This is a genomic window from Ruegeria sp. BHSB064, assembly GCF_059613205.1.
Genome location: NZ_JBXWSB010000005.1, coordinates 75,881 through 88,095 on the forward strand (window position 1 = coordinate 75,881; position 12,215 = coordinate 88,095).

General features: G+C 57.4%; 11 protein-coding genes and 1 riboswitch. Of the genes, 4 read left to right on the forward strand and 7 right to left on the reverse strand.

The window, feature by feature from the left end:
- Window positions 1-2 precede the first annotated feature (2 nt).
- Together AC2FNU_RS02345 and AC2FNU_RS02350 are read right to left on the reverse strand one after the other, a co-directional pair.
- Window positions 3-1,577, reverse strand: coding sequence for a thiamine pyrophosphate-binding protein (locus tag AC2FNU_RS02345; protein ID WP_496784525.1), 1,575 nt, complete (start codon window positions 1,575-1,577; stop codon window positions 3-5).
- On the reverse strand, window positions 1,577-3,025 hold the full coding sequence (locus AC2FNU_RS02350) for a TrkH family potassium uptake protein (RefSeq protein ID WP_496784526.1): 1,449 nt from the start codon (window positions 3,023-3,025) through the stop codon (window positions 1,577-1,579). Before AC2FNU_RS02350 ends, AC2FNU_RS02345 begins: the two co-directional genes overlap by 1 nt.
- Here AC2FNU_RS02350 and AC2FNU_RS02355 point away from each other — a divergent pair.
- A complete protein-coding gene (locus AC2FNU_RS02355; protein ID WP_496784527.1) occupies window positions 3,024-3,791 on the forward strand; it encodes a hypothetical protein in 768 nt (255 codons plus the stop codon). The genes AC2FNU_RS02350 and AC2FNU_RS02355 overlap by 2 nt on opposite strands.
- Window positions 3,792-4,131: 340 nt before the next feature.
- Here AC2FNU_RS02355 and folE2 read toward each other — a convergent pair whose 3' ends face one another.
- Window positions 4,132-5,235: a GTP cyclohydrolase FolE2 gene (gene folE2, locus AC2FNU_RS02360; protein ID WP_496784528.1), complete on the reverse strand. Its 1,104-nt coding sequence runs from the start codon at window positions 5,233-5,235 to the stop codon at window positions 4,132-4,134.
- Window positions 5,236-5,490: 255 nt separating this feature from the next.
- On the reverse strand, window positions 5,491-6,681 hold the full coding sequence (gene metZ, locus AC2FNU_RS02365; protein WP_496784529.1) for an O-succinylhomoserine sulfhydrylase: 1,191 nt from the start codon (window positions 6,679-6,681) through the stop codon (window positions 5,491-5,493).
- A 61-nt stretch (window positions 6,682-6,742) separates the two neighbouring features.
- Window positions 6,743-6,820, reverse strand: a riboswitch (SAM riboswitch).
- Between the two features lie 196 nt (window positions 6,821-7,016).
- On the opposite strand from metZ, the gene AC2FNU_RS02370 reads away from it, so the two are divergent.
- Window positions 7,017-7,706, forward strand: coding sequence for a glutathione S-transferase N-terminal domain-containing protein (locus tag AC2FNU_RS02370; RefSeq protein ID WP_496784530.1), 690 nt, complete (start codon window positions 7,017-7,019; stop codon window positions 7,704-7,706).
- An 818-nt stretch (window positions 7,707-8,524) separates the two neighbouring features.
- On the opposite strand, the gene AC2FNU_RS02375 is transcribed toward AC2FNU_RS02370, so the two are convergent.
- Window positions 8,525-9,553: a VOC family protein gene (locus AC2FNU_RS02375; RefSeq protein ID WP_496784531.1), complete on the reverse strand. Its 1,029-nt coding sequence runs from the start codon at window positions 9,551-9,553 to the stop codon at window positions 8,525-8,527.
- Between the two features lie 85 nt (window positions 9,554-9,638).
- Window positions 9,639-10,013: an OB-fold nucleic acid binding domain-containing protein gene (locus AC2FNU_RS02380; RefSeq protein WP_496784532.1), complete on the reverse strand. Its 375-nt coding sequence runs from the start codon at window positions 10,011-10,013 to the stop codon at window positions 9,639-9,641.
- A 126-nt stretch (window positions 10,014-10,139) separates the two neighbouring features.
- Between AC2FNU_RS02380 and AC2FNU_RS02385 the strand changes: the two genes are divergently transcribed.
- Entirely contained in the window at window positions 10,140-10,463 is a 324-nt protein-coding gene (locus AC2FNU_RS02385) for a 2Fe-2S iron-sulfur cluster-binding protein (protein ID WP_496784533.1), read from the forward strand.
- A gap of 167 nt (window positions 10,464-10,630) precedes the next feature.
- Window positions 10,631-11,224 carry an FG-GAP repeat domain-containing protein gene (locus AC2FNU_RS02390; RefSeq protein ID WP_496784534.1) on the forward strand — a complete coding sequence of 198 codons (594 nt, stop codon included), beginning with the start codon at window positions 10,631-10,633 and terminating at the stop codon, window positions 11,222-11,224.
- Window positions 11,225-11,297: 73 nt separating this feature from the next.
- Here the strand turns inward: AC2FNU_RS02390 and purD are convergent.
- Window positions 11,298-12,215: phosphoribosylamine--glycine ligase (gene purD / locus AC2FNU_RS02395; RefSeq protein WP_496784535.1), on the reverse strand; the 918-nt coding region annotated here is incomplete at its 5' end.

A 12,215-nucleotide genomic window follows, 5' to 3' on the forward strand; every position in this document is an offset into this window, starting at 1 on the left:
TCTTACAGAATGTCTGGCGTCACATGGATAAGCGTCGGGACCGGTGCGTCGAAAGCGGCGCGGGTGGCGCTCTGCATTTCTGCCAATGTCGAAGGTGCCGCCGACAAGGCACCGAACGCCTCAGCCAATTTACAGAAATCCGGGTTTCGGGCAACCACGGCATTCGGTGCGATCTGACTGCGCACCATGCTGTCTTCAATCTCTTTCAGCTTGCCATTGTCCCACAGGATGATCGGCAAAGACAAACCCAACTCAACCGCAACGCCCAGTTCCTGCATCGTGTAATGAAACCCATAGTCCCCGGCGATAACTGCCGTTGGCTTTCCACGTCGTGCCACTGCTCCACCGATTCCGGCAGGTAACCCGTAGCCAAGGGTGCCAAACCCCGTAGGGTGATGCCAGTGATGAGGATAGGCCATGTCCCAAACCTCTTTTGCGACATAGGCGAACTGCGTCATGTCCGAATAGATCATTGTATCAGCCGGCATGGCTTCGCGCAGCGCGTCCGCAACCGGCACAATTCCGGGCCGTTCGGCGTCTACCTCGGCGCGCCAGCGGGCACGTGCAACGGCGACCTCCTCGGTCGACCATCCGGTCGCGGGTTTCATGTCAGCAGTCGCGTGCCACAAAGCGCGGGCAAAGCTTTGGCTGTCTGTCTGAAGTTTGATTGCAGCCCGGTGGCGATCAGACAGAACTTCGGGGTCAAGATCCACACGGATCAGAGTCGCTTTGTGTCCAAGTTCATGCCGCCACAAGTCAACTTCGCCCAGTTCAGCACCAACAGCAATCACCAGGTCTGCCGAGGCTATGACTTCGGCGCTTCCAGGGCGCGGCAACATGGACCCGAAATCCAGCGGGTAGTTCGCGCCCGGCATCCCGCGCCCGGCATATGTGGTGAAGCAGGCTGCCCCCAGCTGGGTCAGAATCTGCCGCCAATCGTTGGACTTGCAGCCCCCGCCCAGAATGAACAATGGCCTGCGTGACAGGTTCAGCATCGACACAACGGGCGACACGTCAGGCGGCAACGCCTTGGTGCGCAGCGCCGGCTGATTTGGAAACGGCGCGGGTTCAGCATCCGCCTCCAACTGCGCAATCGGCACCTGAATGTGTTTGGGGCGCGGTCGCGATAGCTCGAACTCTTCAAAAGCGCGTTCCACCAGCCCATAGGCTGCTGTGGCGGAATCGGCCTGTGCCGACCAATCTGCAACCGTCCCGGCAGCGACACGCTGATCGTTCATCTGATGCAACTGACCACGCATAGCCTGCGTTTCATCAAGGCAGGAAGACAACACCAGCATCGGGACGGAATCACTGTAGGCCTGACCGATCGGCGTCATGATGTTGCACAAACCGGGTCCGGTGATGACATAGGCAACACCCGGCTGGCCCGTGGCGCGCGCGTACCCATCTGCCATGAACCCTGCCCCTTGCTCATGCCGGGCAAGAACATGAGTAATGCCTGCCTCTTCGATACCGCGATACATTTCCTGATTATGGACGCCGGGAATGCCAAATATCACATCAACGCCACGATCCTTGAGCATATGCGAAATTTGCGCGCCAAGGGGTCTTTTCATCAGTTTCTCCAGAATTGAACGGTGAAGATCGCGTAAACGGCCAGAAGTTCAAGCCGCCCAACCAGCATTCCGATCGTGAGCAGCCACTTGGCCGTGTCATTAAGGCCCGCGAAATTGCCTGCTGGCCCAATCTGGCTGCCCAGACCGGGGCCGACATTGGCCAATGCGGTTGCGGCCCCGGATACGGACGTGATGAAGTCCAGCCCCGTCAATGCCAGAGCCCAGGACAACACGCCCATCGACAGAACGAAGAACATGAAAAAGCTCATGACCGAGGTCAAAACATCGCGCCCCACGGGCCGCCCGTCGTAGAGTGGGACAAAAACACCGTGCGGGGACCGGATCCGCTTGATCTGAGTTTTGATTGACGCCAGCAGCAGTTGATACCGGAAGATCTTGATCGAACACGCTGTGGATCCCGCGCAGCCGCCAATCAGCCCGATCAGGAAAAACAACATGACTGGGAAGCTGCCCCATCCCATGTAATCGACACTGGCGTACCCGGTGCCCGATATGATCGAGGTGATGTTGAACAGGGACTCGCGGAATGCTTGCTCCCAATGATGCGGGAAGACTGTTGTGAGAAAGACAGTCATGATCACGACCAGCACAAGAACTGTCGCGATAAAGGCGCGGATCTGGCTGTCCTCCCACAAAGAAGAGGTCTGGCCATTGGCAAGCTGAACATACCGTACGAAGGGCAACGCTGCCAGGATCATGAACACCGCAGCCGCGTATTCCACCGGGCCCGAGAATGTTGCAAATGACGCGTCGTAGTTGGCAAACCCACCCGTCGCAATGGTGGTCATCGAGTGGACGGTGGCATCAAAAAAGCTCATCCCGAACGCAGCGTAGACCAGCGCGCACACAACAGTCAGGAACACATAGATCAGGGAAATCTGGCCTGCGATCTCTTGCGCGCGCGGAAGGATTTTCCCCATGGTTTCAAACCCTTCCGAGCGGAAGATTTGCATACCACCCACCCGCAATTCCGGCAGGAACACCATCGCGACCACGATGATACCGATGCCGCCCAACCATTGCAGAATACCGCGCCACAGCAAAAGCCCCTGTGGCAGTGTATCCAGCCCGGTTATGACGGTTGAGCCTGTTGTTGTCAGCCCGGACATGGCCTCGAAATAGGCATCGACAAAGCGCAGTTCTGTTTCACCAAACAGAAACGGGATTGCACCAAATATGGGCAAGGCGACCCATACGCCGGTTGTCAGCAAAAAGGTCTGCCTGATGGTCAGCCCCTCGCCCACGCCGTTGGAACAACTCATCGCCAGAACCGACCCGGTCAGCATCGTGATGATCGCGCTTTCCAGGAACACATGCCATTCCCCCCGCCCCTCGATCATGTCGGCGAGCATAGGAAACAGCATGGTTGCCCCAAGAATGGCGACCAGCAAGCCAATCACATATCCGACCGGGCGAAGATCCATCATGACGCGCAGCGTTGGCGCGCCAACCCGACCGTGTCAAGCAGATGATCCGGGTTACGCGTCGGATTTCGTATCTGCCCCGGGCATCGCCGGAGGTTTGGACGGTGCACGGGTTCTACGCGTCTGCGGGCTGGGCTTCTCTGCTGTCGCCGCTGGCTTTGCCTGGGTGGCAGACGCCGCAGGTTTTGGCGAAGCCGCTTTGCGTGTGCGGGGCGCTGGTTTCGCGCGAGTCGACACCGCTTTTTCCAGCGGCGTAGCGGTTTTGGGCTGGACCGCAGGTGTCTTGGTCGCGGGCGCTGCAGCCTGGGCCGGAGACTTTTTCGCCGGAGCTGCTTTGACGGTAGAAGACGCAGCAGGGGCCGCCTTTTGTGCCGCAGGTTTTGCAGGTTTGGCAACGGGTGCGGCTGGTTTTACTGCCGTTTTGGCTTGCGGGGCTGGTTTTGGCGCGGGCTTGGCTTTTACAGCTGGCTCAACCTTTGCCACAGCAGCAGCGCGCGGCTTGGCAGAAAACTCAACCGGTTTTGGTTTGGGCGCAGTCGCAACACCTTTCTTCACCGGTTTTTTCGCAACCGTGGCTTTCTTGGCCGCCGGTTTTTTCACATGCGAGGCAGCAGGTTTAGCCTTGATCGTCGGTTTTCTGACTGGCTTCTCAGCAACCGGCGTCGGGGCTGATGCGGCCGCATGCAATGCCTGCACAGGTGCCATCGGCAATTCGAACGCTGAACGAGCCACAATTTGCATGATCTTCATTTGGTTGACCATGGCATAGCCCGCCAATCGAAACGCCGCAGCCTGAAGCTCCAACGGTTGGGTAATCGGATTCATTACATCTTTCTCCTGTAAAAACGATGCAGCCCGAGTTTTTGGGGTAAGGTGCCCTGCCCGCGCCGATGGATCGGGCGGTAGTTGAGGTCTTGCAGTCCAAGGCGTCTCACGTCTCGGCTTCCTTTCGGGGCCGCACACCAATCCGTTGGCAGGCACGCGGCTGCTGCATTCGACACAAACATACAGGAATCACCAAGCAAATGCAGCATTTTTGCTGCATTGCGGCGAAAGGGCGCTGACCTTCGCAATCTCTGATTAAATTCTAGACGCTTACGCGGGGGTTCCTACCCGACGTGAAACAGCGTTGTGAACAATCTGGGGTCCAGGCTGGGAGACTCAAAGGTCGGGCCCTCGGTCAGAATCGATACTGCGTCATGGCTGTGCAAGCTCTCTTGATGGCTGGCTAGGACGCGGAAATCGCCCACGTGGTGATCCGCCAACAGCTCCGCACAGAACAGGCGTGCAGCATCTTCGACAAAAATCGGGTTTGCTGCGTTCAGCTCGGCAAAAGCTTGTTCATCTTCGCGTTTGACCATGACTTGTGTCTCGGTCGGAACAGCACGACGACACAGCGCGATCAGATCTTCGAACCACAAACAATCCGCGTCACAATCCACAACAACAGAAATGCGCGCTACCGAGCGCTGGGAGTGCGGCGTCGCAAGCTGCCCGCGCACAGAGCGCGCATGTTCGCTCAGCTCAAGGGAACAGGGGCAAGTCGACGAATAAACATAGTCCAGATGCATGATCTTTTGGCGCACACCGTTTTGCTCGACCAGTTCCAGGGCAATGTCGTAATACTGATAACCCTCAAGACCCGAGCGCAGGCTCTTTACCTTGTCCGGGTAAGAAAACCGCATCTGAATGCGGGCGTCGAAGCTGTCCAGATCGGTCATGTAGTCGTCGAGCGCCGCTTCCATCACCTCGAAACTGAAGGTACGTTCCGCATGTTTGTAAAAAGACCGCATGATCCGGGACATGTTGATGCCCTTTTTCTCGGCCTCCAGGCTGACAGTGCCTGTGATCGACGTCTCAAGCGTTAGATCGTCGCCCTCTTTCCGATGGAAACGGATCGGCAGGCGGAAGTTCGAGATGCCGACATGCTGGATTTGCTGCTTGGCCCCACGGATCAGGCTGGACGGACCGTTCTGCAAGTCTGGAAGTGACGCGCGATACGCGGCATCGACTGCAAAATCCTCTGGATACTCGCGAGAAAGAGACGGATAATTCACCGAAGTTAATCCGGGCACCAATCTGGCCACAGCCGGGTCCAATTGGGTGATCTCGGATGCAGACGCCGATTGGGCCCATTGCCGGAGGACCTTAAGGGCCTCGGCGGCTTTTTCCCGATCCGGAGTTTCATCAATGTCGCGCGGGTGAACGTTCATCGGCTGCGGTTCCTCGATTGATCGTCGGACTATATACGACTGATGTTCATTTTCCAGTCTACCCCGATACGTGGGCAATAGCAGTCCGGATCGAAAAAAGCGGCGTAAAACCGTCAATTCGCAACGATTTGCGCCCTTTGCTGGTGCAATCAGCAGGAAACAGCGCAACAGGCAATCCGTACGGACACACAATTACGCTGCAGTTTGACGTCAAGTCACGCCCCGGAACGATAAAGATGCCCGGGGCGCGCCAGATTACTTTTGCGAGACCTCCAACGCCTGCCGGATATCGGACAGCAGGTCATCAGCGTCTTCCAGACCAACAGAGAACCGAATGAGGCCGGGTGTGATACCCAATTCGTCTTTCTGCGCTTCACTCAGCCGTTGGTGCGTCGTTGTAGCCGGGTGCGTTGCGATGGATTTGGCATCGCCCAGATTGTTGGAAATCACTGGGATCGTCATCGCATTCAGGAACGCAAAGGCCGCGTCCTTGCCGCCTTTGATGTCCAATGACAGAACTGTGCCGCCCTTACCGCCAAGCTGCGTCTGCACCAGCGCGTTCTGCGCATGGGTTTTCAGGCCGGGATACAAAGTACGCTCAAGCGCCGGGTGCCCTTCCAGTGCCTCTGCGATCTTTTGCGCGCTTTCAGCCTGCGCATTGACCCGCAAAGCCATGGTTTCCAGGCCTTTCAGCATTACCCAGGCGTTGAACGGGCTCAGCGCGCCGCCGGTATGCTTCAGGTATGGCTCGACCGTTCCGCGGACGAAGTCCCGCGTGCCGATGATCACTCCGCCCAGCGCGCGGCCTTGACCGTCAATGTGCTTGGTCGCCGAATAGATCACAACATCTGCGCCCTGCGCGATCGCGCGTGAAAACACCGGGGTCGAGAACACGTTGTCCACCACGACAAGGGCACCGACAGCATGGGCCAGTTCGGCCACAGACGCGATATCGATCACTTCCAAAGTCGGGTTCGACATGGATTCGAAGAACACCGCTTTGGTGTCGGGCCGGATTGCAGCCTTCCATTGCTCAAGATCAGTGCCGTCAACAAAGGTCACATCCACGCCAAAACGGGTCAGGATGTTTTCGACGATGTACAAACAGGATCCAAACAGCGCCTTGGCAGAGACGATGTGATCACCTGCCTTCAGCATCGAGGTCAACGCACCGTTGACAGCAGCCATACCCGATGCCGTTGCAAAGGCGTCCTCGGCCCCTTCCAACGCTGCGATACGTTGTTCGAACATGGACACGGTCGGGTTGCCATAGCGGGCATAGATGAACTCGTCAGGTCCGCACTCCAGAAACCGGGCTTCGGCCTGTTCCGCGTTTTCGTAAACGAAGCCCTGCGTCAGGAAAATCGCCTCGCTCACCTCGTTGTATTGGCTGCGGCGGATGCCGCCGTGGACGGCTTGGGTGCGTTTGTTCCAGTTCTCGCTCATCTCAATCCTTTCAGCCTCGGGCAGAGGCAAACAAAAAACCCCAGACGCGGCCAAGCGAAAGGGGTCTTTCATCCTGACCTTTTAGCGGTGTTGTTTAGCGTGGCCCGCAATCCGGTAACAAATCGCCACGTGGTCTGTGATGTTGGCCTTACGCCGCACTTGCAGAGTCGTCAACCCCGTGAAACGCCTCTTCACAGTTCTGCAATCTGTGACCCTTGAGTCAAAAACGCGCGATGATACAGTTGCTGCTCACGTATTTTTGCCAATTGCCAGCCGCAAGCCCCCTTGCCGTTTGCCCAGAAAGCTTCATGATCTCTTCAACCTGAGGAGAGACCATGATTGATCTGTATTTCTGGCCCACGCCAAACGGCTGGAAAGTGTCCATCGCCCTGGAAGAGATGGAGCTGCCCTACAAGACACACCTGATCAATATCGGCAAGGGCGATCAGTTCGACCCGGAGTTCCTGAAAATCGCCCCCAACAACCGGATGCCTGCCATTGTCGATCCCGATGGACCTGATGGTGCACCCGTTTCCGTGTTCGAAAGCGGAGCAATCCTGATGTATCTGGCCCGCAAGACCGGGCGGTTCTATGGCAAGACCGAGCGTGATCGGATCGCGGTCGAAGAATGGCTGATGTGGCAGATGGGCGGTGTCGGGCCCATGGCCGGTCAGGCGCATCACTTTTTGAAATACGCCCCTCAACTGGACCCGCCGCAGGACCTGCCCTACGCAAAGGACCGCTATCGCACCGAGGTCGCCCGCCTTTACGGCGTGCTGGATCGTAGACTGGCCAACAACGAATACGTTGCGGGCGATTTCTACTCCATCGCAGATATGTCGATCTGGGGTTGGGCCAGCCTTTGGGAAGGTCAGCAGCATAACATCGACGACACACCCCATTTCGCCCGCTGGCTTGAAACCGTAGGTGCCCGCCCCGGAGTTCAGGCCGGTCGCGCGTTGCATGCAGACCTGCGCGGGGATCACAGGGACAAGCAGTCACAAGGGGTTTTGTTCAAGCGATAACCCCCAATCACAGCAAGCACATGATCTCTTGGTGAAGTTCGTTGTTTGGCGCAATCCCTCAGGCCACAGCACAATGCGTCAGCGAAATTTGAATTCCGGCTCTGCAGGAAAGCGCATCGGTTTGCTTGCCCATTGCTGACCACGCAGCGCTGTAACCTTCCTGTTTTCGACACGCATCCCGGCTGTCAGGACAAAAGCTCTCTGCCCCTGCGGTTCAACTGATCGCTGTGCAACATCGGAACGGATGCTTTCCGATTTTCTGGACCGCCTCGATCGAAAATTCGGACCTCCGCGTTGCTTGAGATCCGGGGTTTCCGGCGACCGCGACGTCTCAAAACCCGCCAGGTTCAGCAATTCTGAACGGTACGCTTCAGCGGCTGCAAGATGCCGGCTCTCGAAAGCGTAAGCTTTCTGAGCTTCTTCAATCATTCTTGCGGCATGCACATACCCTTTTGACCGGCTGAGGTCTGATAGCTCTGCAAGACGGTCGGATATTTGATCTCCATCCAGACCGACGTTTTTTTCGAAGGGTCCGTATTGTGTGACGTTTGGCATCCCGAATGACTCTGAGAAGACGTTGAGTGATGCGCACCCAAGTCCATCCCGGACCTCGGCTGACGCAAAAAGACGTGTGCAAGTACCTAACCCATGTCGGAGAGTCGACCAACAGTTGCCAGATTGGCGGAAAAGCGCCTTTTGCTCATTATTGGAAGGCGCAAACATGTCTTTGGCGCCGTCTATGCAAAGGCAGAACCGGACACCCAGCGGCTTAAAAAACGTCTGATTTGTATTCGGCGCTTAGTTTCCTTCGCACATGATCACCAGCCACCGAAAACCGACGCAATGATCACCCAAGAGCTCAGTACGATCCACGTTCCGGTGATAAGCCAGAACATCAAAGGTCGAGTCGCCCGATCAATCGGCTCAACAAAATCGGCGCGCCCGGATCTTAGTGCCAGCCATGTCCAGATCAGGAACAGCACGCCCCAAAACACCTGTAAATCCATCATCACGGCAAGCCATACACAAACCAACGCGATCAGCGAATTCCAGGCCACTCCCGCAGGCGTGCTGTTGGCGCTTGAATCCGGGCTTTCGCCGACAGCAGCATCGTTTGGACCCACATTCTGGATCATGAAATGCGCCCCTTGCCGGTCTGATACCAATGCGCGGCCCTCCGGCAGGTCATTGGGGTGATGCCCATCACGTGCCCTGATGTGGTGGAGGGTATCGCCCACGGATTTGACGCCAAAACACGGCATCCAATAGCGAAATTTGCCTCGAATGAATTCGGGCACCTCTTCGGCCCAAGCAACAACTGTTCCGTCGGGATGGCGTATATCATAACGCGGCCAAGGGCTTGCCGAGCTTTTCTCAAAGCGCCACCCGAACAGGTCTGCGTAGAATGGCGCGATCAGCGTGATGTCAGGAACATGATGAAAGCGGCCTATGACCTTACCAGCGCCTAGCGCTCCGGTCTGGATGTCTGGCCCCTCATACATCGTGAACCCCGCGCCGGACGGATCCCGAACCAGCGCGATACGGGCCGCTTCACTGAAGGGCTGGGGCTCAACTTCGATGATGACGCCCTCGTGTGCCCGAGCTTGTTCGACCTTCGCATCCAGATCATCAACTTGGATGTACGACATCCAAAATGACGGCATGTTCGTTTTCGCCAAACGATCCGGCATCGGGAAGATGGCCGCAACCTCCTGACCGCCGATGGTGGCAAAGTCATAGGCATCTTCTTTGCCAAAGGACCAATTGAAAAATTCGGCATAGTCCGCTCTGGCAGTGCGCATGTCGTAGGTGGACAGATCCGTCCACAGAAAATGTCCGTTAGCCATCGCGCCCTCTTACCCGTCTCAATACCTATCCGAGCTATGACCGGGGCAGCGCCCTGTCCAGAGGCCACACTATACGCAGATTGCTTTAATGCCCGTCCCCCCGCACCAGCACATCCAACATGCCCGAGATATCTTCGATCTCTTCCGCGATCACATGAGTCACCGAATGCGCCCGCTGCATCCGGCCTGTCACCTTCAGCAACCGCCCTGAAATCACCGCGCGGCGGAATTGCTCGTAGATCTTGCGCCACACCACCACATTCACGATCCCGGTCTCATCCTCAAGCGTCAGAAATATCACCCCCTTGGCCGTCCCCGGCCTCTGCCGCAGGATCACAAGCCCGGCCACGGCCACCCGCGCACCCTCGGGCGGTGCCGTCAATTGGTTTGACGGCAAACAGGATGGCGGGCGTGGCCAGCTCTGGTTTGGCGTGACAGTGCGAACAGGAGCAACAAGCATGAGAACAAAGATAGAACAAATGCAAGGAAAGTCCAGACACGGCGCGATGAGTCGCAAATGAGGCTGGAAAGACCTAAATGCCTTCACTAAGGAAGATTCGAACATCGTAAAAGGAAGACGCACGCAATGGCAAAGATCACCTATGTCGAGCACGGCGGTACCGAACACACTGTCGAGGTCGCCAACGGACTGACCGTCATGGAAGGGGCTCGTGACAACAACATTCCCGGCATCGAGGCCGATTGCGGCGGCGCTTGCGCCTGCTCGACCTGCCACGTCTATGTCCACCCCGACTGGGTCGAAAAGATCCCGGGCAAGGATGACATGGAAGAAGACATGCTGGACTTTGCCTATGAGCCCGACCCGGCCCGCTCGCGCCTGACCTGCCAGATCAAAGTCACCGATGAGTTGGACGGTCTGGTCGTACAGATGCCTGAAAAGCAGATCTGATGCTTTCCGCAGCGCCGCGCCTGCCCGCTCGCCTTTGGCATGGCCGGGCACGCGGCGCGCTAACAGCTCTGTGCCTTTGTGGAGCGACTTTCGGTTCAGCCACAGCGGCCGATCAAATCAAAGCCGCCAGATTCACAGAACCCACTACACGTTATGCGCATGGGGTCTTGGGCGACGCTGTTGAATACGGTGCATTGGAACTCCGCGTTCAAAACGCCGACTCAAACCCAAAGACCGTGACCGTTCGTCTGCCCCATGACCGCGTCTTCGAAGATCTCGCACCACGACTTATCGATATTGATGCTGACGGAACTCTAGAAGCGATTGTCGTTGAATCTCAGGATCAACAAGGCGCACAGCTCGCTATCTACAACGCAAACGGCGCAAAAATCGCCGCCACACCTCATATCGGCACCCGCTTCCGCTGGCTCGCCCCAATTGGCGCAGCCGACCTGGACGGTGACGGCCATGTCGAAATCGCCTATATCGACCGTCCACACCTTGCCAAAACACTGCGCATCTGGCGCTACAAAGACAACACCCTGACCGAGATCGCTTCGATACCCGGTCTGACCAACCACAAGATCGGTGAGGATTTCATCTCGGGCGGCCTGCGCAGCTGCGGCGACCGCCCAGAGCTCATCGTGGCCAGCGCCAACTGGTCACGGATCATCAGCGTTTCTTATGACAATGATTGGACCAAAACCGATCTTGGCCCATTCAACGGCCCGAACAGCCTGAAAAGCGCCCTAAATTGCTGATCCGCCTCTTCATCTGGCTAAAAATACCTTGGGGGTGAGGCCGCAGGCCGAGGGGGCAAAGCCCCCTGCCCGATCAAGCATCCAGAGCACGCCACCCAATATCGCGTCGGCAAAACCCTTCGGGCCATTCCACGCCATCAACCATCTGATACGCCCGGTCCCGCGCCTCTTGCAACGAGTCACCGCGCGCCGTCACGTTCAACACACGCCCACCGGCGGCCTGCACCTGACCCTCGACAGCCTTGGTCCCCGCATGGAACACCATGTTGCTGCTGTCCTCGGGCAATGCGTTCAACCCTTTGATGACTGAACCCTTTCCATAGGAACCCGGATAACCCTTGGCCGCCAACACAACCGTCATCGCGTGATCATCTGCCCAGTTCACCCGCATCTCGCCCAATCGCCCCTCGGCAGCGGCATGCATCAAGTCCATAGCCTGAGCACCAAGGCGCATCATCAGCACCTGACATTCAGGATCGCCAAAACGCACATTGTATTCTACCAGACGCGGCTGACCGTCCTTGATCATCAACCCGGCGTAAAGAACACCCTGAAACGGCGTACCCCGGCGCTGCATCTCGGCAATGGTCGGGCGCACAATCTCTTCCATCGCACGTGCTTCAACCTCTGCACTCAACACCGGCGCCGGAGAATATGCGCCCATGCCGCCCGTGTTCAATCCGGTATCTCCCTCGCCAACGCGTTTGTGGTCCTGAGCTGTCCCGATTGAGAGAATGTCCTCACCATCACACAGAACAAACAGCGAGGCCTCCTCGCCGTCCATGAATTCTTCAATGACAACTTCCGCGCCGGCACCGCCAAAAACGCCACCGAACATGTCGTCAATCGCGTCCAACGCAGTCTCTTCGTCCATCGCAACGATCACGCCCTTTCCCGCGGCCAGACCGTCAGCTTTGACGACAATCGGCGCGCCTTGGTTACGGATATACGCCTTGGCAGGCTCGGCTTCAGTAAACCGGGCATACGCTGC